Origin of the sequence: Enhygromyxa salina (genome assembly GCF_002994615.1) — a bacterium.
GTDB lineage: Bacteria > Myxococcota_A > Polyangia > Nannocystales > Nannocystaceae > Plesiocystis > Plesiocystis salina_A.
The window spans coordinates 1-25,641 of the sequence record NZ_PVNK01000259.1 but is presented as its reverse complement, the minus strand read 5'-3'; the positions used below and the strand labels follow the sequence as shown (position 1 = coordinate 25,641).

13 protein-coding genes are annotated in these 25,641 nt (G+C 70.3%); 6 read left to right on the top strand and 7 right to left on the bottom strand.

Going from position 1 to position 25,641, the window contains the following annotated elements:
- Positions 1-143: 143 nt before the first annotated feature.
- A complete protein-coding gene (locus tag ENSA5_RS29665; RefSeq protein WP_106395083.1) occupies positions 144-4,307 on the bottom strand; it encodes an SMC hinge domain-related protein in 4,164 nt (1,387 codons plus the stop codon).
- A 352-nt stretch (positions 4,308-4,659) separates the two neighbouring features.
- On the opposite strand from ENSA5_RS29665, the gene ftsY reads away from it, so the two are divergent.
- The 3 genes from ftsY (at position 4,660) to ENSA5_RS29650 (ending at position 9,141) form a co-directional block, all read left to right on the top strand.
- The gene (ftsY, locus tag ENSA5_RS29660; RefSeq protein ID WP_181198287.1) at positions 4,660-6,522 is read left to right on the top strand and encodes a signal recognition particle-docking protein FtsY; all 1,863 of its coding nucleotides are present in this window, start codon (positions 4,660-4,662) and stop codon (positions 6,520-6,522) included.
- 416 nt (positions 6,523-6,938) lie between these two features.
- The gene (locus ENSA5_RS29655; protein ID WP_106395082.1) at positions 6,939-7,979 is read left to right on the top strand and encodes an outer membrane beta-barrel domain-containing protein; all 1,041 of its coding nucleotides are present in this window, start codon (positions 6,939-6,941) and stop codon (positions 7,977-7,979) included.
- A 13-nt stretch (positions 7,980-7,992) separates the two neighbouring features.
- Complete coding sequence (locus ENSA5_RS29650; protein ID WP_106395081.1) at positions 7,993-9,141, top strand: porin family protein; 1,149 nt, start codon at positions 7,993-7,995, stop codon at positions 9,139-9,141.
- A 410-nt stretch (positions 9,142-9,551) separates the two neighbouring features.
- Here ENSA5_RS29650 and ENSA5_RS29645 read toward each other — a convergent pair whose 3' ends face one another.
- The 6 genes from ENSA5_RS29645 to ENSA5_RS29620 form a co-directional block, all read right to left on the bottom strand.
- Positions 9,552-9,995 carry a hypothetical protein gene (locus tag ENSA5_RS29645; protein WP_146156245.1) on the bottom strand — a complete coding sequence of 148 codons (444 nt, stop codon included), beginning with the start codon at positions 9,993-9,995 and terminating at the stop codon, positions 9,552-9,554.
- Between the two features lie 200 nt (positions 9,996-10,195).
- A complete protein-coding gene (locus ENSA5_RS29640) occupies positions 10,196-15,175 on the bottom strand; it encodes a sigma 54-interacting transcriptional regulator (protein WP_106395079.1) in 4,980 nt (1,659 codons plus the stop codon).
- 43 nt (positions 15,176-15,218) lie between these two features.
- Positions 15,219-16,163 (bottom strand): hypothetical protein, encoded by a 945-nt coding sequence (locus tag ENSA5_RS38495; RefSeq protein ID WP_106395078.1) that lies wholly within the window; start codon positions 16,161-16,163, stop codon positions 15,219-15,221.
- Entirely contained in the window at positions 16,160-16,987 is an 828-nt protein-coding gene (locus ENSA5_RS29630) for a HEAT repeat domain-containing protein (protein ID WP_181198286.1), read from the bottom strand. Before ENSA5_RS29630 ends, ENSA5_RS38495 begins: the two co-directional genes overlap by 4 nt.
- A 142-nt stretch (positions 16,988-17,129) precedes the next feature.
- On the bottom strand, positions 17,130-17,792 hold the full coding sequence (lipB, locus tag ENSA5_RS29625) for a lipoyl(octanoyl) transferase LipB (protein ID WP_106395076.1): 663 nt from the start codon (positions 17,790-17,792) through the stop codon (positions 17,130-17,132).
- Entirely contained in the window at positions 17,789-19,519 is a 1,731-nt protein-coding gene (locus ENSA5_RS29620) for a winged helix-turn-helix domain-containing protein (protein ID WP_106395075.1), read from the bottom strand. Before ENSA5_RS29620 ends, lipB begins: the two co-directional genes overlap by 4 nt.
- 433 nt (positions 19,520-19,952) lie before the next feature.
- Here ENSA5_RS29620 and ENSA5_RS29615 point away from each other — a divergent pair, with 433 nt between their 5' ends.
- The 3 genes from ENSA5_RS29615 (at position 19,953) to ENSA5_RS29605 (ending at position 25,415) form a co-directional block, all read left to right on the top strand.
- Positions 19,953-20,768: an ATP-grasp domain-containing protein gene (locus ENSA5_RS29615; RefSeq protein WP_181198285.1), complete on the top strand. Its 816-nt coding sequence runs from the start codon at positions 19,953-19,955 to the stop codon at positions 20,766-20,768.
- Positions 20,761-22,893: a biosynthetic peptidoglycan transglycosylase gene (locus tag ENSA5_RS29610; protein ID WP_258183051.1), complete on the top strand. Its 2,133-nt coding sequence runs from the start codon at positions 20,761-20,763 to the stop codon at positions 22,891-22,893. Before ENSA5_RS29615 ends, ENSA5_RS29610 begins: the two co-directional genes overlap by 8 nt.
- Before the next feature lie 416 nt (positions 22,894-23,309).
- The gene (locus tag ENSA5_RS29605) at positions 23,310-25,415 is read left to right on the top strand and encodes a putative bifunctional diguanylate cyclase/phosphodiesterase (protein ID WP_106395072.1); all 2,106 of its coding nucleotides are present in this window, start codon (positions 23,310-23,312) and stop codon (positions 25,413-25,415) included.
- Positions 25,416-25,641 lie beyond the last annotated feature (226 nt).

The following is a 25,641-nucleotide window of genomic DNA, read 5'->3' as shown; positions in this document are numbered from 1 at the left end:
TTTAGCCCCCCACAGCCATCCTGCACTTTGCCACGCACGGCCGCTCCGCGGCCGGTCGCGCGCTCGTTTCACTCGCCCGCTCGGTGGGCTCTCATGCGCTACGCAGTGGCTCGCGTGGCCCCCCAGAGGGGGGCTCTGCCGCTTCAGGACATCTGCGCTACGGAGACGGCGCGGCGCATGTTGACGGAGACCAGCTTCGAGACTCCGCGCTGCTGCATGGTCACCCCGTAGAGCCGGTCCGCGATCTCCATCGTCCGCTTGTTGTGCGTGATGATGATGAACTGGGTGCCCTGCGCGAGCTCTGCGACGAGGTCGGAGAAGCGCCCGACGTTGGCCTCGTCGAGGGGCGCGTCGACCTCGTCGAGCAGGCAAAAGGGGCTGCTCTTGATCAGGAAGATGCCGAAGATCAAGCTGACCGCGGTCAGGGCCTTCTCGCCGCCCGAGAGCAGCTCGAGGCTCGAGACCTTCTTGCCCGGCGGCTGGGCGAGGATGTCGACGCCAGTCGTCAGCATGTCGTTGGGGTCGGTCAGCACGAGCTTGGCCTGGCCGCCGTTGAACAGGCGGGGGAACAGCCGCTGGAACATCTCGTTGACCGCGACGAAGGTCTCGGCGAAGCGCTCCTTGGTCGTCGCGTCGATCCGATCGATCGCCTCTTGCAGCTGCAAGGTCGCGTCTTCGAGGTCCTGGCGCTGGGTCGTGAGGTACTCGTAGCGCTCCGCGACCTCCTCGTACTCGGCGATCGCGGTCAGGTTGACCTCGCCCATGCGCGAGAGGATGCGCTTGAGCTCACGGACCCGCTCGTGCTCGGTCTGGGTCGCGAGCCCGCGATCGTGGAAGTCGACGAGCAGCGTGCGCAGGTCGGCGTCGAAGCGATCGCGGATGTCGGTCTCGAGGTGCTGACGCTCGAGCACGAGCTCGCGGAGGCCGAGCTCGACCTCCTGGAGCTGCTCGCGCTGCTCCTCGTGTTGCTGACGCAGGCTCCGGATCGACAGCTCGAGCTCGTCGACGCGCAGGACCGCGGCGTCGTGGGCCTCGGCGGCGTCGTGCTTGGCGGCGGTCCGGACCTTGTGCTGCTCGAGGAGCACGGCGTGCTCCTCGGCCATGGTCTCGATCTCGGTGCCGAGCTCGACGACGCGGACGTCGGCCTCGTCGGCCGCCTCGCCGAGACGGCGGGCCCGCTCACGCTCGCTCGCAACCTGCTTGGTCAAGCGCTTGGCTGTGGACGCGAGCGCGTTGCGCTGCTCTTGCCAGCTCGCAAGCGCGACCTTGACCTCGGTCAGCTGGCCGCTGACCCGCTCGCGCGCCTCGGTCAAGACCTCGACGCGCTGCTCGAGCGCCTCGGCCTCGGCGTCGAGCTCGGGCGTCCGCTCGCGCAGGCTGACGAGCTCCTCCTCGAGCACGATCCGCTCGCTCTGGCGCTGGTCGAGGGTCGCCTCGAGATCGGCGCGCCCACGGGTGAGCTGCTCGAGCTGCCGATCGAGACGCGCGCGCGCCTCTTCGATCGCCGAGACCTCCCGGCTGGCGGCGATGCGCGCCTTCTCGGCCTCGAGCACCTCGGTCTCACCGATCTCGCGCCCGCGCTCGACCTCGTCGAGGCGCTCGGCGAGGCCCTGGCGCCGCTGCTGGGCCGACTCGAAGGTGGCCTCGAGCTCGGCGACGATCGTCTGAAGCTCACCGATCTCGCGCTTTTGCTGGAGCAGCGCCGAGTCGATCGCGTCGGTCGAGCCGCCGACGACCACGCCGGTCGGCTCGATCCGATCGCCGTCGAGCGTCACGAGGGTGTGCGGGACCCGGGCCCGGGCCGGGAGCTCGCGCCGCAGGCCGTGCCACAGCTCGAGCGCGCGCGAGAGCTGATCGACGACCACCGTCTCGCCGAGCAGGAGCTCGACGAGATCACGCAGCTCGGGCTCGACCTCGACGAGCTCGCTGAGCCGACCGACCACGCCCTCGAGGTCGCGGAGCGCGGCGAGGGGGTCGGGAGCGGGCGCGGCGAGCTCGGGCGGCAGCGCGACGGCGACCTGGCGCACGGCGAGCTCGCCGCCAGCCGCCTCGGCACCCGGCTCGACCACGGTCGCGCTGGGTGCGTCTCCGGCATCCGCGCTCGGCCCGGCGACCTCGCCGCTGAGGTCGGCCGCTGCGACCTCCCCCGCGGCCGGGCCAGCTTCGCCCACACCACGGTCGCCCTCGGGCGCGACGGGCTCGGCTTCGCCCGCGACAAGATCGGCCTCGCCTGCGACACCGTCGGCCTCGCCCGCGACACCCTCGGCTTCGCCCGCGACACCCTCGGCCTCGCCCGCGACACCCTCGGCTTCGCCCGCGACACCCTCGGCCTCGCCCGCGACACCCTCGGCCTCGATCTCTGCGCGCAGATCGACGACCTCGATCGACCCGCCAGTCCCGCGCTCGGGGGCACGCCACCCGAGCGGACGTCCCTCGCGCTCGGCCGCTCGCTCGACCCCGGCGTCGAGGCCATAGGACATCGGCAGGAAGGTCGTCCGGCCCTCGCGCAGCTGCTTGAGCAGCTCGACGCCGCTGGCCCCGGTGACCGGCGCGTCGACGACGACGCCCTGGAGGCGATCGCCGAGCACCGCCGAGACCGCGGACTCGAGGTGCGCGGGGGCGGTGATGAAGTCGGCCATGATCCCGTGAACGGACGGGCGTCCGAGCGCGCTGCCGCCGGCCTCGGGCCCGCTGAGCCCGGCCGAGGCCGACAGCTGCGCGCCGACCTCCGCGAGCGCCTCGCGGTGCTCCATGACGACCTGCACGCCGCTTTGGCAGGCCTGGTAGCGGGTCTGGATCTCCTCGAGCGACTGGAGGCGGGAGCGAGCTCGGAGCAGCTCCTTGCGCGCGGTCTCGACCTCGACCTCCGCGGAGCGCAGACGCTCGCGCAGCTCGACTCGCTCGCGGTCGAGGGCCTGGCGCCGGGCGCGAACGGTCTCGAGCTGCTGCTCGGCGGTTGCGAGCTGGGCCTGGACCTCGTCGAGGCGGCTCGAGTCGCTGTCGGTGCTCTGCTCGAGCGCCGCGGCGTCGTGGGCCATGGCCTCGACCCGCTCGCGCAGCTCGATGACGCTCTCGGTCCGCGACAGGATCGTGGCCTCGAGGGTCGCGCTGCGCTGCTGGGCCGTGGCCCACTCGCTGCGGCAGCGGTCGAGCAGCTCGCGCTCGCTGCGGAGGCTGGCGGCGGTCTCGTCGAGCTCGAAGCCGAGGCGCTCGACCTGGGCCTCGAGGCCCTGCTCCCCCCCGCCCTCGCCGAGCGTCGCGCGCTGCTCTTCGACCTCCACGAGCTCGGCAGAGAGACCCTCGAGCCCGCGGACCACGGCGTCACGCTCGGCCCGGCTGTGGTCCGAGGACCTGCGCAGCCCCTCCTGCTCCTGGAGCTTGAAGCGACGATCCTGCTCGATCAGCTGGATGCGGTTCTCGAGCTCGTAGAGGGCCTCTTGCTCACGCGAGAGCTCGGCCTCGACCTCGCGCAGGGCCACGCGCTCGGCCTCGAGCCGGGCCTCGCGGGCGGCGGAGTCGTGGCGCAGATCCTCGACGCGCTCGTCGAGCTGGGCGCGGCGCTGCTCGAGCACCCGCGCGGTCGCGCGCAGCTCGAGCAGCTTGTGGCTGGCGTGCCACAGCTCGAGGTCGCGCAGCTCGGTCCGATATCGCTTGTAGCGCTCGGCCTTCTGGGCCTGGCGCTTAAGGGTGCCGAGGCGCCCCTCGAGCTCGCCGATCACGTCGGTCACCCGCAGCAGGTTCTGGCGGGTCTGCTCGATCTTGCGCTGGGCCTGAACCTTTTGGTGCTTGAACTTGGTGATGCCCGCGGCCTCGTCGATGACCTGGCGCCGGTTCTCGGGCTTGCTGGTCACGATCTGCCCGACGCGGCCCTGCTCGATGATCGAGTAGCCGCTCTTGGCCGAGATCCCGCGGCCCATCAGCATGTCGTTGATGTCGCGGAGGCGGCACGGGACCTTGTTGATCAGGTATTCGCTGGTCCCGTCGCGGTACAGCCGCCGAGTCACCGCGATCTCGGCGAACTTCAGGTACGCGCCCGGGCTGTCGCCGCTGTTCTCGAATACGATCGTGACCTCGGCCATGCCCGCGGGCCCGCGGGTGCTCGAGCCCGCGAAGATCACGTCGGACATGCCGCCGCCGCGCAGGTGCTTGGCCCGCTGCTCGCCGAGGCACCAGCGCATCGCGTCGACGATGTTGGATTTGCCACAGCCGTTGGGACCGATCACGGCGGTCACGTGATCGTCGAGCGTCACGACGGTCCGATCGGCGAAAGACTTGAACCCGACGACCTCGATCGTTTTGATGCGCATGGTGGCTGAGCTGTGCCCACCGCGGCCTCGCGGCGCGCGGGTACGGGGCTCTCAGTTAGCAGAGTCCGCGGCCGGGGGAAAAGGGCTCGGCGGCGACGAGGCGCGCCACGAGCGAGCCTTGCGGCGCGAACTCACGGCCGCGATCTTGGGCCCGTACCCTACTGTCTCGGGACGATCCCGAGCTGGGGTCGCCACCTGGGTGACCAAAGATCGGTATTCGGCCCACCCGTGACCCCGCCGATGGAGATCTTTCCTGACGCGATCTCCGATGAGATCTGCCTCTAGGCTCACGATGAGCTCCCAGCGTTGACGAGTCGGTCAGCTGGTGGCCTACTGCGCGCCAGAAGCCGCGATGGGACCCGGAGATATCATCATTATTGTCGTCCTGGCGATCGCTGCCGGGGCCATCATCTGGTTGGTCGCGAGGCCGAAGAAGGAGCTGCCGCCGGCGAAGACGGCGGACGCGCTCGGCCCCAGCGCACCGGACAAAGCGTCCAAGGCGCCCGACGAAGACGAGGCCGCCCCGAAGGCGAAGGCCGCTCCCGACGACGAGGACGAGGCCGAGGCCGCTCCCGACGACGAGGACAAGGCTGCCCCCGACGACGAGGACAAGGCCGAGGCCGCTCCCGACGACGAGGACAAGGCCGAGGCCGCTCCCGACGACGAGGACAAGGCTGAGGCCGCTCCCGACGACGAGGACAAGGCTGCTCCCGAAGACGGAGAAGAAGCCGCCGACAAGGATGAGGCTGCCCCCGAAGACGGAGAAGAAGCCGCCGACAAGGATGAGGCGGAGCCAGAGGCCCCGTCGGAGCCCGATTCGGACGCCGAGAAGCCCGCGGACAAAGCGCTGCCTCGCTTCGCTCCGCCACCGACCTTCGCGCCGCCGCCAAGCTTCAAAAAGGCGCCCAAGGTCACCCCGCCCAAGGTCGCCGAGCCCGAAGCTGAGAAGCCCGAAGCTGAAAAGCCCGAAGCTGAGAAGCCCGAAGCTGAGAAGCCCGAAGCTGAGAAGCCCGAAGCTGAGAAGCCCGAGCCCGAAGCTGAGAAGCCCGAGCCCGAAGCTGAGAAGCCCGAGCCCGAAGCTGAGAAGCCCGAGCCCGAAGCTGAGAAGCCCGAGCCCGCGGCTGCCGCCAAAGAGCCAGAGCCAGAGCCAGAGCCAGAGGCGCGAGCGCCGGTTCCGATGCCGGTCGACAAGCCCAAGGTCCCGACCCGCGAGGAGCGCGAGCAGGCCGAGCTCGAGGCCAAGAAGGGAGAGCGCGAGCGCCTCCGCAAGGGCCTCAAGAAGACCAAGGGGGGCTTCATCGCCCGGCTCGCGCGGCTGTTCAAAGGCAAGCCCAAGGTCAGCGAGGACCTCAAGGACGACATCGAAGAGGTCCTGTTCACGGCCGACATCGGGGCCAAGACAGCCGAGGCCTTGCTCGAGTCTGTGACCTCCGAGCTCGACAAGCGCGAGGTCGCCGACCCCGACGCGGTCTGGGCGGTGATCCGAGCCAAGGCCCTCGAGATCCTCGAGATCGACGCGGGGCCCCTCGAGTACACGCCGGAGGTCGGCCCCTACACGCTCTTGATGATCGGGGTCAACGGCGTCGGCAAGACCACGACGATCGGCAAGCTCGCCGCGCGCCACGTCGACGCCGGACGCAAGACCTTGATGGTCGCCGGCGACACCTACCGCGCGGCGGCGGGCGAGCAGCTCGAGATCTGGGCCCGCCGGGTCGGCTGCGACATCCACATGGGCAAGGACGGCGCCGATCCGAGCTCGGTCCTGTTCGACGGCATCACGCGGGGTCGAAAGGAAGGCTACGACGTCGTCTTGTGCGACACCGCGGGCCGCCTCCACACCCGCAAAGAGCTGATGGACGAGCTGGAGAAAATGGGTCGCGCGGCATCCAAGGCGTTGTCCGCTGGGCGTGACGCCCTCGAACCCCACGACACCTTCCTCGTGCTCGACGCCACGATCGGCCAAAACGCCCTCGCCCAGGCGCAGATGTTCAAAGAGACGATGCGCTTCAGCGGCCTGGTCCTGACCAAGCTCGACGGCACCGCCAAAGGTGGCGTGGTCCTCGGGGTCGTCGACGAGCTGAAGATCCCCATCCGCTACATCGGCATCGGCGAGGGGGTCGATGATCTGCGCCGCTTTGATCCCGAGGCATTTTGTGAGGTTCTGTTTCAGCCGGACGAAGCCGGCGCCGATGCCAACGACGGTGACGAGGAATAATGCGCCTTACCCGCCAACCTCCACCCGAGTGCGGGTTTTGCACCACGCCGCCCGACGAGATCGGCCCCGCCGCGATGGCCTTTTTCATATGCGAGTACGCTTACAGCGCCGCTTCGCCGCCGAGCCCGCCATCGGGGCCTTTTTGCAATGAATTCAAATAGTTACAGCGTACTTGACGCGGTTACTTCCGCCGCGAACACCGGTTGTGAGACGGCTTACCCTATGTTACCGTCCGCGCCGAAATTCCAAGGTCTACTGCCAACGCCTGGCAGGGGGTCCCAGCAAAGCGCAACCTGCGCACACTTGCAAAGTGCCCCATCAGACCGTCCTTCGAGCCCTTTCGAGCCGGCCGCGACTCCCGCACTCGGTTCTCCCCCGCCCTTCTCTTCTCCAGCGAGTCCTCTCCAGAGGTGAGCATGCGACGATTCTTCACTGGCCTCACCGCGCTCGCGGTCTTGGCCTACCCCCTCCCGCTCTTGGCGTCCGAGCCGCCGGACGAGGGTGAGGTCATCGAAGACGACGATGAACTAGTCCTCGACGACGACGACATGAACGCCGTCCCCGATGAGCCCGCGGACGACGGCCCGGCTGACACCAGCTTCCTCGACGGTGACGAAGACGACGACAGCGCAAGCACCGAAGTCGGCGCGACCGGGTCGCTCGGCGAAGCGAGCGAAGGCACGGCGTCCCTGACCGAGGAAGACCAGCGGAAGATCGACGAGAAGGAGATCACGGTCATCCAGCCGCAGGCGTTCCTCAACGTCTACACGGACTCCAACACCGGCAAGAAGAAGCGGCGCATCGAGCTGATGCCCCAGGTCGGCCTGACGATCAACGACCCCTTCGTTCGCCACTGGGCGGCCGGGGCCGAGATCAACTTCTGGCTGACCAACCGCATGGCGTTGGGCATCAACGGCACCGCGTTCTTCGGATCCAAGACGGCGCAGTACGACCGCATCCGGTTCCAGGAGGGCTTGCTGCTGACCGCCAACAAGACCCTGTGGCAGGCCAGCGTCGACTACCTGTACGAGCCCTTCTACGGCAAGATCGCGCTGTTCAATCGGCTGCTCTTGCACTGGGAGTCGTACCTGCAGATCGGTGGCGGGGCGATCCACACCCAGAACCTGCCCCGCTTCCAGGCCGTTCACCCCACGCCCTACAACCACATCACGGGCCAGGTGAACTTCGCCGTCGGCGTCCGCTACTACATCCAGAACCTCGACTGGTTCTCGGTCAACCTGGGTGTCCGGACCTTCGGCTTCTTCGACGCCTACGAGCCGCAAAACCGCGGCGTCAACCCGGCGTCGGGCGACAACCCGAACCTCGACGATCCCGCCGCGGCCTACGAGGCTGCGAAGAGCCAGCCCCTCGGCGAACGCCTCGCCTTCAACGTGCTGTTCTTCGTTGGCGCGTCGTTCTACCTTCCCCCCAAGTTCGATTACTCCTACCGGCGCTGAGTGACCCGTGACCATGAAGAAGACGCTAAAGCTCTCCCTCACGGCCGCGGCAATCTGCGGAGCCGGGCTGTGCCTGCTCCCCAGCGAAGCTCAAGCCAAGAAGCCTGGTGTGCTGGAAGGCAAGCCAGTCGTCGTCGATCGCCTCGAACTGCGGAAGCTCCGGTTTCAGGTCGTGCCCCAGATCGGCGTCAGCCTGTCCCAGCCCTTCGTCCACAAGGGCCTCGTCGGCGCCAAGCTGCGCTTCGACTTCACCGACTGGATCGGTGTGCGCGCCTCGTTCATGTACGGCGCCGTCGACGTCGAGGGCAAGCTGCTCAAGGCCCTCAATGACGGCGGCCTCCCGCGCGGCATCGACAACGCCTCCGGCGACATCGACATGGCCTCCGGCGAGGGTCCGTACCGCCCGCAGGGCGAGCTCGACAACCCCTCGGCGCTGCGCCATGACTTCCGCGCCGGCCTGACCAAGCTCCAGCTCCAGGCCAGCCTCGACCTCGCGTTCACGCCCTTCGCCGGCAAGCTCGGCCTGTTCTCGGCCGTGTTCACCGAGTACGACATCTACATCTTCGGCGGTGTCGGCTTCGTGAACTGGGTCCGGCACTACCCCGAGGGCGAGCTCGGGTCGACTTCGACCTCGGATCTGCTCCAGCTGCCCAACTCGACCGATCCCTCGCTCGACAACTACTGCGAGGATCCGAACACCGGCGCGGCCAACTCCGAGTGCCTCCTGCACCCGGTCTCGCCCGACACCGGCTTCCGCGTTGGCGGCAGCTTCGGCGCCGGCCTCCACCTGTTCATCACCGACTGGATGAGCATCAACCCGGAGGTCCACGACATCGTCGTCGCCCACAACGACGCCGGTCTCAACGCCACGATCGCCGACGTGCCGCCGCAGGTGACCAACGGCGGCAGCGGCAGCGACCGCGTCGCCCGTCACAACGTCAGCTTCAACCTCGGCTTCGCCTTCTACCTCCCGCCCAAGGCCAAGCGCAGCCGCCTCGAGCAGAAGCTTCGCGACCAGAAGGCCAGCGACGCCGCCGCCGCTGGCGGTGCGCTCTCCGTCGACAGCAGCTCCGAGCCGGCCGAGCCCGCCGCCGAGCCGCCCGCCAGCGACGCCCCCCCCGAAGAGGGCGGCGGCGGTGACGACACCGACTTCCTCGAGTAGTTCGACGAAGTCCCTCAGACAAAAAAGCCCGCGGCACTCGCCGCGGGCTTTTTTCTTGTAGGCGAAGCTGACGCCCGCGGACGTCTAACCAGCCAGCCCACCAAGGAAGGGAGCGCAGCGACGCAGCGGCCGTGCGTAGCAGAGTCGCTGACGCCCGCGGGGATCTGAAACAGCCACGCTGACGCCCGCGGGATCTAAACGAGCCCCCTTCTAGGGGGCCACGGAGGCGATGGCGAAGCTCATCCCAGCCCACCGAGGGAGAGAGCGCAGCGAACGACCGACCGGCCGCGCAGCGGCCGTGCGTGGCAGAGTCGCTGACGCCCAAGGGGGTCTAAAACAGCCGCGCAGCGGCCGTGCGTGGCAGAGTCGCTGTCGCCCAGGGGGGTCTAAAGGAAAGGACCCAGCCCCCCCTAGCAGCCGGTCGTCCACTTCTCGAGGCACACGCAGGCGCCCTGCTCATCCATCGCCGAGCAGGTCGGCTCCGCGCAGGCCTCCGCGCCCTCGAACAACACCGCCTTGTAGTTCACGGTCGTCGACTCCTCGCCGTCGACACCATCGACGAACCAGGCCTCGAGGCAGTTGTCGTTCACGTCGAGCAGCACGTCGTAGACGGTGAACTGCATGCCCTCGATCCCGACGAAGTAGCCGCGCGCGGTCCTCTTCTCGTGGAGGAAGGCCTGGGTTCCGGGCACGTCGAAGCCGAGCGGGACGTTGCCCTCGACGTCGATGTTGATCAGGACCTCGTCGGCGATGCTCGGCGGCGGCAAGGGGATCGCGATGCCCCGCAGCGTCGGCGCCGGGATCAAGAAGCGCGGCTCGTTGCAGGCGACCGTCGTGGCGCAGACTGCGAGCAACGCGGCGAGCATGACCCACCCGCGCCCCCCGGCGCCCCTCTTGCTTGGCTGTTCGACGCTGGGCACGGAAACTCCGGTCAGAGTAGAGCAAGTCTTGTGCTGGGTTGAACTCATGTAATTTCAAGCACTTGAGGTAGAAACTCCGCAACTATGTTGCCAGATGGGAGGGAGCAGCGCCAACTCACTTGGCTCGCTCGGCGTCAGCCCTCTTCCATACGCTTGAGCTTCTTTTGCAGTCCATAGCGACTGAGCCCCAACAGCTGGGCTGCCTGGGTCTGGTTGCCGCGGGTCCGCTCCATCGCGCGGGCGATCAACTCGCGCTCGAGCCGATCGATCCGCGGACGCAGCTCGAGGTCGTCGGGATCCTCGACGTCCACGCTCGAGCCCTCGATCGCCGGCGAGAGATCGTCGGGCATGACCCGATCTTCACACAGCGCGAGCCAGCGCTGGACCTCGTTCTCGAGCTCGCGGACGTTGCCCGGCCACGGGTAGCGGGTCAGCTTGCGCAGCGCGCTCGCGCTGATCTGCAGGGGCTCGTCGCCCTCGCGCCGATATCGGCCGAGGAAGTGCTCGATCAGCGCCGGGACGTCCTCGCGACGATCCCGCAGCGGCGGCAGATCGAGCTTGACCACGTTGATGCGGTAAAACAAATCCTGGCGGAATTCTCCGGCCCCGACCATGGCGTCGAGGTCACGGTTGCTGGCCGCGATGACCCGCACGTCGACCTTGCGCGCCTTGGTCTCACCGAGGCGCCGGATCTCGCCCTCTTGCAGCACACGCAGCAGCTTGGTCTGCATCGCCGGGCTGGTCTCGCCGATCTCGTCGAGGAAGATCGTGCCCCCGTCGGCGGCCTCGAACAGGCCCGGGCGTGGTCCGTGGGCGCCCGTGAAGGCCCCGCGGACATGACCAAAGAGCACGCTCTCGAGCAGGGTCTCGGGGATCGCCCCGCAGTTCTCGGCGACGAAGGGCATCTCGGCCCGGGCGCCGGCGTCGTGGATCGCCCGCGCGACCAGCTCTTTGCCGGTCCCGCTCTCGCCGTAGATCACGACCGGGACGTCGGAGTCGGCGAGGCGATCGACGAGGCGAAAGACCCGCTGCATCGACTTGGCCGAGCCGACCATCCCCCGATAGACCCTGCGCTCGGGCGCGGTCCGGACCTCCTCGCGGAGATTGACCAGCGCGACCTCGCGGCTCTCGAGCAGCTGCGCGAGCTCGGCCCGCTGGCGCTCGAGCTCCTCGGCCTGCGAGCGGACGGCCCCGAGCGCGCGCGCCTGGGCGACCGCGAGCGCGGCGAGATCGGCGAAGTCCTCCATGTGCGAGAGATCGGTCGCGTCGAAGTTTCCGCGACGGAGGCGATGGTCGACGTAGGCGGCGCCGAGCAGCTCACCGCGGAACACCAGCGGCACGGCGAGGACCGAGCGGAGGCTGAGGTGGCTGATCGAGCGCGAGCCGTCAAAGCGATCGTCGCTGGCCGCGTCGACGCTGAGCAGCGGCTCACCGGTCTTTAGCACCTGATCGATGACCGAGCGCGAGAAGGTCACGCCCTCGCCCGCGGCCGCGAACTCGCGCGCGACCTCGATGCGATCGTCGCCCTGGCCGACGCACACGACCCCGCGCTCGGCGTCGGTCAGCTCCATCATCGCCTCGACGATCTGCTCGAGCAGGCGCTCGAGGCGATCGTGACGAGCGAGGCGACGGAACAGACGCAGGAGCTGCTGGAGGCGCGCGGTCTCCTGATCGCGCTCGCGTCGACGCTCGGTCGGCGCGGCAGCTGGCGCCGCGCTCACGGGCGCGTCGGCCCGCGCGATCGGGGCCCGGGGCTCGGGCGCGGCGGCGTCGTGCTCGGCGACCTCGAGCTCACGCACGAGCTCGCGCAGCGGCGCGGCCTCTCCGGCCTCGGACAGCAGCGATTGACGAAGGGAGCGGCGATCGAGGGGGGGTGCCTTGGTCATGAGTTCCTCCAGGTGTCGAAGCAGGCGGCGCGCGACCGAGCTCGCCGCCGCGTCGCCGACCGAGCCGTGGCGATGCAGGACGCCGAGCAAGGTCCGGTCGTAGGTCCAGGCCAGGAGCCGCTCGCCGCTGGCCCACAGCTTGGTCGGCGCGGGCAGACGCGCGAGCTCGGCCGACGCCTCGCGCAGCTGCTCGGCGTCGCGCGCCTGGGCCAGGGACTCGAGCGCGAGCCCGAGGGCCGCGGCGAGCTCGGGGTCTTGCTCGGACTCGCTGACGACCCGCCGCGCGGCGTCGAGCTCGGCACGCGCGGCGTCGTCCCGACCCGCGACGCGCAACAACGCGGCCGCGCTCAGGTAGGCCCCGGCCGCCTCTCCCGTCGCGCCCGCGTCCGCCAGCGCCGCCGCGCACTGCGACAGCTCAGCCGCGAGCTCGCGGCGCCAGGACGGCGGGCGGGTCGCGGGCCCAGCTTGGGGCGCGCCGAGCTCGAGCTCGAGCTCCGTCCGCCACAGCCGCGCCCGGGCCAAAGGCGACGCCACCGCGCGCTGGCCCCCGGCCATGACCACGCCCCGGACGAGCGCGTGAAGCCGGCGGCCCTCGTCGAGGGCTCCGACCGCGACCAACATGCGCACGAGGTTGAGGCAGACCGCGGGCAGGGTCTGGACCTGGGCCCGAGCCAGGAACCACCGCAGCGCCCGACGACCGCGGGTCAGGGCCTCGTCGTACTCGCCCGCGTCGATCGCGAGCGAGGCCAGGCTGCCCTCGGCCAGGACCCGGCCGAGGCTCTCGCCGGCGAGCGCGAAGGCCTCGGCGGCCGCCCGGTAGCGCTCGCGGGCGCGCTCGGCTTCGCCCGCGAACTGAGCCAGGTTGGCCTCGAGCTGATACACCCGGGCCCGGAGGCTGGCGACGACGCGCGCCGTGCTCGAGCCGTGCTCGCCCTCGCACTCGTCGAGGGCGCGGTCGAGCCACGGCCCGGCCTCGCCGCCGCCGTAGAGCACCGCGAGCCCGCCCCACAACCACGCGACCGCGCGCCGCCAGGTTCGGCTCGCCCCGGGAGGCTGGGGTTCACCGTTGCGCTCCTGCGCCCAGCGCTCGGCTTCGGCCCGGGCCTGCGCGGTCTGGCCCGCGTCGACCAGGGCCCGCCAGCGCAGGCCGAGGGCGCGGTCGTGATCGGGGCCCGAGGTCCGCGGCAACAGCTGCTCGAGGGACTCGAGGGCCTCGCGCGGGCGCCCGAGCTGCTCGAGCGCGCGCGCGCCCTCGAGGCCCTCGGCCGGGCTCGGTGAGCCGGTCGCCGCGATCGCCTCGAGCAGCGCGATCGCCCGCTCGGCCTGACCGCGACGGATCAGCTCTCGCAGCGCCCGCAGCCGAAGGCGGGGACCGACACGCAGCGCGCCGCCGTGCTCGAGCCACGCGATCAAGTCACTGGGCAGATCGGCCTCGAAGCCGGTCGCGCAGCGCTCGATCGCGTCGGCGTCGTCGGCGTCGAGGGCCAGCGCCAGGGGAACCGCCCCGCCGACCTCTCGGACCTGCGCGAGCGTGGCCTCGGCCAGCGCCGCGACGGCCTCGCCGAGACCGACCCGCGCGGCCGCGACGGCGCTCGCCAGCGGCTCGCCGTCCCGCGCGAGGCTGGCCGGGAGCTCGGCGGCCAGGCCCCAGCGACGATCGAGGACCCGGCGGGCGGTCTCGGGATCGAGGCGCGGCTCGCTGTCCGAGGCCACCAGCGCGCGCTCGATCGCGGCCCGATCTGGATCCTCACCGCCGACCCGGGCGTAGGCTTCGATCGCGCGCACGACCCTCGCCGGCCACCCGCCCGTCGCCTCGTGGAGGGCCCGGGCCCAGCGAGACAGATCCTGGTCGTCGCTGGCGGCGTCCTCGACCACGCCGACCAAACAGCTGCGAACCTGCGCGACCGTCCACGGCTCGACCTCGATGATCTCGAGGCCCGGCTCCTGCGCGCGGGCTTGGGCCAGGAGGCGACCGAGCGCGGGCTCGACCGGGAGCAAGATCGCGTCGTGGCCGAGGCCGGCGCCCGCACGCAACACCGCAGCCTGAAGCTCGACCGAGGCGGCGAGCTGCGCCGGCCAGGTCGGGGCTTCGCTCAGGCCCCAGACCCGGCGCGCCTCACTCGATGGCTGGCCGGTCGCGACCCAGGCCTCGAGCCAGTCGCCGCCCGGGTCACCGCCGAGCTCGCGCGCGAGCATCTGCGCGTCGCTGAGCTGGGCCGCGATCCCGCGCTCGGGGGAGCGCGTGCGCGACAGCTGCAGCATCGCGCTCAGCTCCTCGATCACCCGACCGCGACCGCTGCCCAGCGGACCCACGACCGCGAGCAAGCGCGTCGCGCCGGTCTCGAGCGCCTCGGCGACCTCGCTCAGGCGCTGGCGGTCGCCGATGAAGGACCAGCGATTCGGCAGCCACCAGGCCGACTGTGCGCGCAGCAGCTCGCCGGCCGAGCTCGCCCGATGGAGCTGACGGAGGCGGGTGACGAGCAGCTCGGGGTCGGCGACGCGGCGGCTTGGAGAGGGATCGAGCAGCCGCTCGAGCAGCGACGCCAGCGGCCGCGGCAGCTCGACCTCCGCGGCCGCAGCCAGGGTCCGGATCCGCTCGCGGACCGCCCCGACCCCATCGACCGCGAGGAGCCGCTCGGGGCGCCGCCACGGCACCTGACCGAACAGGCGCAGGCACAGCAGGCTGCCAACACCAAAGCGGTCCGCGGCCGGCCCTCCCCCACCTGCCAACACCTCGGGGGCCAAGAAGCCCGGGGTTCCACAGCCGTGACTGCCCAGTTGGCCGAGATCCGTCAACACGACGCCGCGAGTCGGGGTCACGACCACGTTGTTGGCGCTGACGTCCCCGTGATGGGTCCCGAGGCCGTGGATCGCTGCCAACGCGAGCGCGACCCCCAGGGCCTCGGACAGCGCCTGCTCGAGGCTCGCAGGCTCGGCTGGGAGCGGCGCTCCCTCGACGTACTGGGTGACCAGCCAGACCCCGCCGCTGTCACGGTCGTCGATCAGCTCGAGCGCAGCGGGCAGATGGGGGGAGGACACCGCCCGGAGCACTTCAAAGGCTCGCGCCACGGTGCCACGTCGGCTGGCAGGAACATGCTTGAGAACGACCTGACGCCCGCCAGCATCATTGGCGATCCATGTGCCACCCTCGGCCCCGCTCCCGAGCCTTCGGACATCAGCAAACCTCGATGACAGGCTGCCAATTCTGTTGTCTTCAAACGGTGACATCCGACGTACAGTCGGACACCAGCGTAGGCGATCGTTCCAGTTATTACCAGTGAAGCCCGAGGTCGAGCGTCGCCTGCCACGCGTGACCGATGCTATCGTCTACAAAGTTGGCACGATAGAGCCCGCCGATACCCAGGGTCGTATTTCGCGTGACCCAGGCTTCGATGCCGATGCTGGCGCGGACCGTCCCGCCGAGCAGGATCGGCTGGTTGCGGGCCGGATCGAAGAAGGCCACGCCGCCCCCGACATCTAAATAAGGATCGATTCGGCCCCGAACTGGCGCATACAGACGCAGGAACGCGACATCCCAGGTGCTCAGGTGGCCGCGCCGGGTGATGACGGCCGGCGCCTCGGCGATCTTGTCGCGGTAGACCTCGTGAGGTTGGCGAGCGAAGCCCGCGCCAACTGCGATCCACTGCCGGATCCGCCAACCCCCCTCGGCGCCGCCGCCGAGCGAGATCACGGTTGGGCGGCCCGGGACCTCGCCGTAGAGCGGGCCCACGACGTGGAGGCGCAGCGAGAGCCAACCATCGCCGCGCCAGCTACCTCGTGGGATCGTTGAAGGCGGGACCGGTGGCGGCGCAGGTGGCAGCGGAGCCACGCCGCTGCTGCCGACCGCGTAGACACCCTCACTCGGGCGCGCCCGCGGGTCTGGAGGCTTCGCGTTGCTGCGGGGTTGGACCTGCCCCGGCGGCGGCATCGCCCCCGCGCCCGACTCGGCCGCGCTCTGGACTTGCTCCGGCGGCGGCACCGGGCCCGCGCCCGACTCCGCCGCGCCCTGGACCTGCTCCGGCGGCGGCACCGGGCCCGCGCCCGACTCCGCCGCGCCCTGGACCTGCTCCGGCGGCGGCACCGGGCCCGCGCCCGACTCCGCCTCGCCCTGGACCTGCTCGGGTGAAGGCACCGCGATGGGCTCCGGCTCCGGCCCGCCCGCGGGCGGCGACGAGATACTGAACAAGGTCGCGACGAGTGACAGGCTGAAGATCATCGGTGGCCCCGGTTGTGCAGCCGCGCCCCGCGACCGCCAGGCTGAACGATATCCGACTCGGCGACGCGGCGAAGCGCTCGCTCGGCGGCGGCCCGTCGCCCCGGCTCGTCTTCGTTGCGGGCGGCGAAGCGGAGAAAGCCGAGGGCCTCGGGTCCGCCGAGGCGGGCGAGCGCGTCGTAGGCCCGGTTGACCTGGTGGGTGTCGGCGAGATGGATGCGGTCGAGGAGGGTCGAGACGTGCTCGGGCCCGCCGATCTGACCGATCGTCTCGATCGCCAGCAAGCCGACCCGCTCGTCCTCGTGCTTGATCAGATCCACGACGCGATCGGCGACCGCGAGCGCCTGGTCGTGGCTCTCGTGATCCCGGACCCACTCGAGGGTCAGGATGATCAGCTCGGGATCCTCCGAGGCGAGCAGACGCTCGATCGCTCCGTCCTGGGCCCGGGCCAGATCGGTCCGCGCCTGAAGGATCGTCACGAGCTGGTCGCTCGCGAGTTGGAGGTCCGTGGAGAGATCGGCCTCGCCGGCCTCGCGCTCGAGCAGCACGGTGATGTCGAGACCCTCGGCGCCGAGGCGGTCGGCGAGCCCCTTGGGCTCCTCCACGGTCATCCGCACCATCAAGTCTCGACCGTGATCGACGGCATCCGGGAGCTCCCGATACTCGAAGGTGGCGATCAGGGTGTCGCCCTTGGCGCTGCCGCTGCGCTGATCACGCTGAGCCGGTCCGTAGCTCGGCGAGTTCTGAAGCGAGCGACGGACGATCGAGCGAACCCGATCCTCGGGCAGCGACGGGCCGCCGTGGGCGTCGATCGAGATGACCCGCACCTGGAAGGCCTCTGGCTCCTGCGCCTTGCAGCCACCGGCCGCGACGCCGATGCCCAGGACTGCGCCGAGAGCGGCTGTGAAGAGTAGAGGGTTGCGCCGGCAGACCACCGTGGGAAGCCAACATAGCAAAAAAAATCCGCCGTCACGTCCACTCCAGCTCGTAGCCAGCGCGCGCGGCAAAGTCGAAGGCCCACCGTCGGGCGAGCTCCGCCATCGGCGGCAGCGGCTCCGGGCGGATCGCCGAGACGCTGGTCATGCTGACCTCCGGCAGGCCGCAGGACACGAGCGCGCCAAACAGCTTGGGCGCGACGTCGACGTTGATCGACATGCCCTGCACGCTCACCCCTCGACTGATGTGCAGGCCGATCGAGGCCATCTTGGTCTGACCGCGCCACACGCCCGGGTGGTCCATGCGGAACTCGACCCCGTCGACGCCGAGCTGCTCGAACAGCGCGATCGTGACCTCGGCCATGCGCACGATGTGCTCCCGGATCCGCCGGCCGACCCGGATCACTGGGTAGGCGACCAGCTGCCCCGGCGCGTGGAGCGTGACCTCCCCACCCCGCGGGGTCTCGCACACCGCGACCTGCTCGGCCGCGAGCTGCTCGTCTGTCCAGAGCACGTCCTCGCGTTTACCGCGCCGACCGAGGGTCAGGGTCGGCGGGTGCTCGACCATGAACAGGATCTCCGGCCCGGTGCCCTCGATGATCGCGTCGCGCGCGCGAAGCTGCTGCTCGAGACATTCGGCGAAATCCTGACGGGCGAGCCAGCGGCCGACCAGCCGACGCGACTCGCCCTCGGTCAAGTGTCCAACCCGCCGACGGACTCGATCAGATCGGGATCGAGCACCGGTACCTGGATGCTCAGGTTGCGTACCCCGATGCCGCGGCGCAGCAGCCAGCGGACGAGGTCGGGCGCGAACACCACGCGCGTCTCGCCGATCGACTGATCCGCGGGTGGGTCACACATCGCAAACACCATGGTGTTCGCGCACCCGTTCCGCTCGGCCTCGCCGTCCCAGAGCTTGGGCTCGAGGCTGGTCTTGCGCGGGACGACCAGGACGAGGGTCCGGGCCTCATCCTCTTCGGGGTCGGGATCGTCGACGACGAGCTTGCCCAGGCCCCGCGACGGCGGCAGCGTGCCGACCAGCGTGAAGCCTTCGCGGGCCAACCAAATCCTCACCAAAGACTCGAGCGAACGGGCCCCAAGTGACTGTAACCACAGATGAAGTTGAGACTCGGTCTCGTTCTCGAGGCGCTGGACTGCGGCCCGCATCGCGTGCTCGGCCGCGGCGGCCTTCTCGGGCAGCCGGCTGCCTCGGAGCTGGTAGCGAGCGTCACCGCGGACCGCGAAGCGCGAAGCGTCGCCGCGGCGGTTGACGTCGAGCAACATCGCCGCGGTCACCGCCCGCTCGATCTCCGAGATCTCGCCTCCGAGCACGTCCTGCGCGGCGAGGCTCTCGGCGATCTGTCGGACGTGGAGCGAGCGGGAGCCAGCCTCGCTCAGGACCGTAGCGACGCGGTCGAGGAGCTCGTCGCCGCGCGCAGCCTGGGAGCGCTGGCCACCGGACTCCGACCACTCGACCCGGCGATTGCGGCGACGGCGACGGCGACGGCGGCGGCTGCCCCGGTCCTCTTCGCGGTCTTCGCGGCCACGGTCGTCACGAGCGCGATCGCTTCGCTCCTCGCGACCACGCCCCTGGGCTCGGCCCGTGCCCGAGCGCTTCTTGCGGCCAACCTCGATCACTTCGGGATCTGGAGTCTCGACTTTTTGCATGGCTTCGAGTTCTTCTCGCAGCTCGGGTCGCTCATCGACGAGGCGCGACATGGCGTTGGCCATGACGAGCGCGATGTCCGTGTCTCCCTCGAGCCCCGAGCCCTCGGGGCCGCGGAAGCGGACCTTGGAGGGATCGAGCTCGGGCACCGGGACCGAAGCTGGACCGTCGCCCGGCTTGGCCCCATCCGGCTTGGCCCCATCCGGCTCGGGCGCGACTTCGAGCTTCAGCTGCGAGTCGTCTGCGGTCACCGCCGGCTCGGACTTCGACGCGCTGCGGGATCGGCGGCGCGTGGTCTTCTTGGGCGCCGCGGGGGTCGCTTCGGCCGGTGCGTCTTGCGCCGCTACGGCCTCCTCGGACTTCGTTTTTTGTGAAGTCCGCTTCGAGCTAGTGCGAGCTTTCTTCTTGGTTTTACTGACTTTTTTCGGCTTGTCAGCGGCCGGTTTCTCGCTCGCCGCGGCCTCGGCGACCTCGAGCTCGGCGTCGGGGAGCGGCTCCGCTGACGACGGCGGCGGCGGCAGGTCCGGGACCGCGACGCCGGGGCGGAGGCGGTAGTGCCCAGGCTTGCTCCGCATCACGAGTCCGTCGTGAACCTTACTGCGCACGGCAGAGTTGAGACACGAACGCATCGCCGCCTCAGGGTCGCGGCCGACGTGTGACAGGAGCTTGCGCTCGACGGCGAGGCGAGCAATGTCGTTGAAATGAAGCGGATCCTCCGTGGATCGGAGGATCTCGATCGCGGCTTCGAGAAAGGTCATGTTGTCTCCGCTGCTCGCGCTGATTGCTGGCGGGCGCTCGGTGTGCGCTGAGCGGAAGGCACCTCGGCGGTTGGTCGCCGGGACTCCCGGGTCGCCTCGAGGGTGTGCGAGGCGAGCGTCGCAGGGCCGCTGAGCGCGGTGGGGATGAAACTATCAGAAAATTTGTGTGTGCTTGGCAAATCCTGCTAGCGGCCGAGTCATGGGTGCGCTCACGCTGGGTCTTCTCCTTCCCACGGATCCCACGGCTCGAGGCCCCCTCGACGCCTTCGAAAAGAGCTGCGCAGATTCCGCAGAACTCCCGTGGATGGCGCCTGTTCGGCAAGGAGCGAGTGATCTGTGCGAGGCGGCCCAGGCTTTGGGGCTGACCTGCGAGGTCGTCGCGGTCCCGGCACCCGGGAAGGTGTCGGATCTCGAGTTGGGGCCACTCAATCAATTGATCCGCCGCCGCCTCGCCGACGCCGACCGCGTGCTGGTCGTTGCACACGGCCAGCTCGGCGGCAACGGCCGGCTCCACGCGACCGCCCGGGCCTGCGGGCTCCCGGTCCTCGGGCCGAGTGAGATCGCCATCGCCCGCGCCCACGACAAGCTCTGGGCCCGCCGCCAGCTGAGCCACGCCAACCTCCCCGTCCCGCGCACGCTCGAGGTCAAGAACAGTCGGAGCGCCCCGAGTCTTGGAGACGATAAAGAAGCTCAAAGCTCGGACCTCGCGCGGCTGGGCTGGCCCTGCGTGGTCAAGCCCCGGTACGGAGGCACAGAGGCCGGTACCCGACGACTGACGAGCCCCGCGAGCATCCGCGAGGCGATCGCCGAGTCGAGCGCGGGCGAGCTGCTGCTCGAGCGCGAAGTGCACGGGCGAGCGCTCTCGGTCATCGTCATCGACGGCGAGGTCCTCGGCGTCGCCGAGATCGAAGAGAGCACCAACCAGCGCGGCCAGCGGATCGAGATCCTCAGCTGCCCGGCGCAGCTGAGCCGATGCCAGCGCGCCGGGGTCGAGAACTTGGGCCGCCGGGCGTGCGCGGCGCTGCATCTGAGCGATGGCCCGACGCGAGTCGATCTGATCCTGTCCGAGCGCGGCAACGAGGTCATCCTCGATGTCGAGCCCCTGCCCCGCCTCCACCGTGACGGGGTCGTGGCTCGGGTCGCCCGGGCCGCCGGGCTGTCCTACCCGCACCTGTGCGCGCAGCTGCTCGAACGACGCGAACCCTGCGAAGGTCGCGGAGTTCGTCCAGCTGGTGAGCTCGATGCCTGAGGCCGCGACCCCGCGCTCGTTCCCGCGCGCGATCGCCTGGTGCCTCGGCTTGAGCCTGACCGGCGCCGCGGCGGTCGGCCCGGCGCTGGCGGAGGCCCAGGTTCAGTCGCGCCTCCGCGAGCGCTTTGGCGTCGACGAGCGCTTCGCGATCGACCTCGACCTCGGCGGGCTGGAGCTGCGCGGTCTGTCGCGCGCGCTCCCGGGCGAGCGCGGCCACGTCAGCGCCGGGCACGTCCGCGTGCGCCCGACCTTCGACGGCCTGGTCATCGAGATCGAGGAGCTCGACGGCGTCGTCGGCCGTCGCCAGTCCAAGCCCGCGCCGCCCAAGTCGGCGACCCCGGTGACGCCGGCGGCGAAGACCGACGCGCCTGCGCCCAGCCCCGCCGATCCCGTCGCAGAATTCCTCCAACGATTTCGCGGCGTTCGGGTCGAGCTCGTGACCCGCGGTCGACTCTCGGTCGAGCTCGCCGATGGGGTGTCAGCGACAGCGCGCGACCCTCACTTCGTCCTGTCGGGAGACGGACAGATCCACGGCGACCTCGACCTCGACCTCGGCCCGTCTGGTGGGCCGACGTGGACGCGCGCGGCCATCGAAGTGCGCGCCGCAGACAGCCAGCCGCGCGAGCTCGAGGTCTCGGGCTCGCTCGCGCTCGGACGATCAGGCGAGGGCCATGAGCCGGCCACGGCCGACGCGGAGCTGGTGTTCAACGGTCAGATCTCGCCGCGCGCCGTGGCCCTCGACGTCCACCAAGGAGACGAGCATGGTGGCAGCGCGAGCGTCAGCGTGGCCCGCGGTGCCGGACAGGACCTCGTGCGGGTCGACGCCGACGAGCTGCCGCTGAAGCTGCTCGAGCCGCTCGCGCTGCTCTTTGGTCATCAGCTCGCTGACGCGCTCGGCGAGCGCGACGCCGAGCTCGACCTCGACGCGGCTCAGCTCAGCGGCGCGGTCGAGCTCGAGCGAGGCAGCGGGCGGACGCTCGCGCGCTTCGACGCGGTCGAGCTCCGCGGCCTGCGGGTCGACAGCTCGCTGATCGCAGGCCACCCGATCGAGCTGTCGAGCCTGACGCTCGACGGCCAGGTCGGGCGCGAGCACACCGAGTCGGGCCCGCGCAACTTCGGCGCGCTGGTGCTCGGCCACGGCGATGTCCAGCTCGGGGTCGAAGCTCAGCTCGACGCGGACGGGGTGTCCCTCGATCTGCGCCTGCCTCGGGCACCTTGTCAGACAGTCTTTGACGCCACGCCAGGCATCTCGCCCGTGCTCGCGGGCACCGAGCTCTCCGGTGAGCTCGACGCACACATCCACCTCAGCATCGAGTTCGCCGCGCTCGAGCAGGCCCGCGCCCGCTACCTCGGCGCGGACGCCGAGCCCCTCGAGCTCGAGACCTTCGAGGCCCCCGGCGAGCTGCACTTCGAGCTGCCCTACCTCGAGCGCTGCGCCGTCGATCGCCTCGGTCCGGGCACCGACATCGAAGGACTGCGCGGGCCCTACCACCACCGCTTCGTCAGCGCGGGCGGACGCGACAAGCGCCGCGTGCTCGCCCTCGGCGACGACGACTACGTCCGCCTGTCCCGGGTGCCGAAGGTCGCGCTCGCCTTCGTGATCCTCGAGGACGCCCGGTTTTGGACCCATGACGGCTTCGACCGCGAGCAGATCGAGCGCGCCTTTTGGTTCAACCTGCTCGAGGGTCGAGTGAGCCGCGGCGCGAGCACGATCTCGCAGCAGACCGCTCGCAGCCTGTGGCTCGGCAACGACCGATCGGTCGCGCGCAAGCTCGCCGAGGCCATGCTCGCCGCCGAGCTCGAGCGCGGGCTCGACAAGCGGCGGATCCTCGAGGTCTATCTCAACGTCATCGAGCTCGGCCCCGAGATCCACGGGATCGCCGAGGCCTCGCGCTATCACTTTGGCAAGGAGCCCGGCGAGCTCGAGCTGATCGAAGCCCTGCACCTGGCCAGCTTGGCTCCAGCTCCGGTCGCCTACTCCCGCCGCTTCGCCAGCGGACAGATCGATCAGCAGTGGCGCCAGCATCTGCGCCGACAGGTCCGACGGCTCCGGATCCGCCACCTGATCACCGCCGCCGAGGCCGAAGAGGCGATGCGCGTGAGCCTGGACCTCCAGACTCACTGAGCGCACGATCTCGGCCGCGCCCGCTACGCACCGCCCCTGAAAACCCTCCGCGGTCCCGCAGGATCGGGGCCGATAGCCGATCACTGATCCGAGGTTCACCCCTGTGTGTCCCGCCAGACCGAGAGGCTGGGCGGGCGACCGATCGCCAGCGAGCGGCCGCTGAGTGGGCTTGTCGGGCCCCGGCCGCGAGCCGAGCTGGGGTCCTGAGCAAGATCAACTTCGGGCCGACGCGCAACTCGCAACACCGCCGTCCATGGCTGCGATCGTGGGACTTGACGGGCCTACCCACGTACCAGTGAAATGAAGTCGAGTTTGGCTCCCCGCGCGCACTTCGAAGGCCGCCCCACCCCGCGCACCGATCACGCTCGGTGTGAGCAGCGGGGTCGCCGCCCACGCGGATCCCGTCGGGGGTCTGCGTGACTCGTGACGTCGACAAGCGTCGGGGCGCGCGGGTCCTCGTCGGCGCCGACTCGAAGCTCGCCGCGCAGCTCGTCGACGCCCTCGCGCAGGCGCCGACCTGGACCTTCGAGGTCAGCGTGGTCCATCCGACCGAGGTCAATTTCGATCGCGTCGATGACGACTTCGAGGTCTACCTCGTCGACGCGAGCACCCTCGACCCCCACGTCAGCCACCCCGACACCTCGGGTCGGCGGCCGGTCATCGCCGTGTGCGACGAGCTCGAGACCTCCCTCGACCGGGTCCGCGCGGCCGGGGCCTTCGATCTGCTCGGGCCCGAGGACATCAACCCCCGGACCGTCGAGCGGACGATCCGCCACGCGCTCGAGCAGGCCGGGGCCAACGCGTCGCTGCGCAACGCCAAGGCCCGTCACGACCTGCTCCTGCGCGCCGCCAACGACGGCCTCTGGGAGTGGAACCTCGACACCGACCTGGTTCGCTACTCCTCACGCTGGCGCCAGCTGTTTGGCCTCGTCGACGAGGACATCGGCGACAGCCGCGAGGCGTGGTTCTCGCGCGTCCACCATGACGATCTGCCCGGGCTCCGCGCCGACATCCGCGCGCACATCGACGGCCGCTCCGTCATCCATCAGTTCGAGCACCGGATCCGCCAGCGTGACGGCGGCTTCCGCTGGGTCCTCAGCCGCGGGCTCGTCCACCGCGATCGCTGGGGCCGGGCGGTCGCGCTGGCTGGATCGCTGACCGACATCAACCGGCGCAAGCGCGCCGAGGCCCTCGCCGCCCCGCACGCGCTCCACGACGAGCTGACCGGGCTGCCGAGCCGCCGGGTGCTGATCGAGCGGCTCGACCAGGCCATCGCGCAGACCCGCCGCGACCCCGAGTTTCGCTTCTCGGTCCTGTTCCTCAACCTCGATCGCTTCAAGGTCCTCAACGACAGCATCGGCCTCGACTCCGCCGATCGCATCCTCGCCCAGCTCGCCCAGCGGCTGCGCGGCTGCGTGGCCGATGGCACCTTGGTCTGTCGCTACGGCGGCGACGAGTTTGCGATCTTGATCGAGGGCCACGAGGAATTCGCCGAGGCCGACGCGCTCGCGCAGACGATCCACGACAACCTCCGCCAGCCCTTCGAGCTCGACGAGCAGACGATCTTCACGACCGCGTCGATCGGCATCACCAACAGCGCCCGCAACTACGAGCGCCCGGCCGAGGTCATCCGCGACGCTGGCGTCGCGACCAGCCGCGCCAAGCGTCGCGGCAAGTCGCGGAGCTCGACCTTCGACACGGCCATGCGCCAGGAGGCGCTCAACACCCTGCGCACGCAGATGCAGCTGCGCGAGGCCATCGTCCGCCAGCAGTTCGAGGTCTACTACCAGCCGATCGTCGCGCTCGGCTCGTGTCGCCTGACCGGCTTCGAGGCCCTGGTCCGCTGGAACCACCCCAAGCGCGGCATCATCGGACCGGTCGAGTTCATCGCGCTCGCCGAAGAGACCGGGCTGATCGTCCCGATCGGTCAGTTCGTGCTCCGCGAGGCCTGCTCGCAGATGGCCACGTGGCGTCGGCGCTACGCCGACGCTGGCGACGTGTCGATCAGCATCAACTTGTCGGGCCACCAGCTCGGCTCGCCGACGCTGGTCACCGACATCGAGCAGGTCCTCGAAGACACCGGCCTCGCCGCCAGCGCCGTCAAGCTCGAGCTGACCGAGAGCACCCTGATCGACGATCCGACCACCGCCACGCGCATCCTCGGCCGCCTCCGCGACCGCGGCATCAAGCTCTACATCGACGACTTCGGCACCGGCTACAGCTCGCTGAGCTACCTCCACCGCTTCGCGATCGACGGGCTCAAGATCGACAAGTCCTTCGTCGACATGGTCGGCCGCGACGACCGCAAGGCCGCGATCGTTCCGAGCATCGTCGGCCTCGCCCACAACCTCGGGATGGGCGTCGTCGCCGAGGGCGTCGAGACCCCCCAGCAGGCCCGCGAGCTGACCTTGCTCGACTGCGCCGAGGCCCAGGGCTACCTCTACTCGCGCCCGGTCCCTCGCGATCAGGCCGCCGCCCTGATCGAACGCCGCATCCTCTGCGACGGCGACTACATGCGGTAAGGTTGGGGGGGTCTAAAACCCCTCCCCCTCGTGCGTGGCAGAGTCGCTAACGGCCGGGGGGTCTAAAACGAGCCCCCTTTTAGGGGGCCACGCATCCGGTAGCGAAGCTCATGCCAGCCCACCGAGCGAGCGAGCGCAGCGAGGGAGCGACCGGCCGCGTAGCGGCCGTGCGTGGCAGAGTTGCTGACGACCGGGGGGGTCTAAAACCCCCCCCTCCCCCCTACCC

Excerpts from the sequence above, each read along its gene's own strand:
- ENSA5_RS29665 (WP_106395083.1), bottom strand. The coding sequence starts at position 4,307 with ATGCGCATCAAAACGATCGAGGTCGTCGGGTTCAAGTCTTTCGCCGAT.
- ftsY (WP_181198287.1), top strand. The coding sequence starts at position 4,660 with ATGGGACCCGGAGATATCATCATTATTGTCGTCCTGGCGATCGCTGCC.
- ENSA5_RS29655 (WP_106395082.1), top strand. The coding sequence starts at position 6,939 with ATGCGACGATTCTTCACTGGCCTCACCGCGCTCGCGGTCTTGGCCTAC.
- ENSA5_RS29650 (WP_106395081.1), top strand. The coding sequence starts at position 7,993 with ATGAAGAAGACGCTAAAGCTCTCCCTCACGGCCGCGGCAATCTGCGGA.
- ENSA5_RS29640 (WP_106395079.1), bottom strand. The coding sequence starts at position 15,175 with ATGTCACCGTTTGAAGACAACAGAATTGGCAGCCTGTCATCGAGGTTT.
- ENSA5_RS38495 (WP_106395078.1), bottom strand. The coding sequence starts at position 16,163 with ATGATCTTCAGCCTGTCACTCGTCGCGACCTTGTTCAGTATCTCGTCG.
- ENSA5_RS29620 (WP_106395075.1), bottom strand. The coding sequence starts at position 19,519 with ATGACCTTTCTCGAAGCCGCGATCGAGATCCTCCGATCCACGGAGGAT.
- ENSA5_RS29610 (WP_258183051.1), top strand. The coding sequence starts at position 20,761 with ATGCCTGAGGCCGCGACCCCGCGCTCGTTCCCGCGCGCGATCGCCTGG.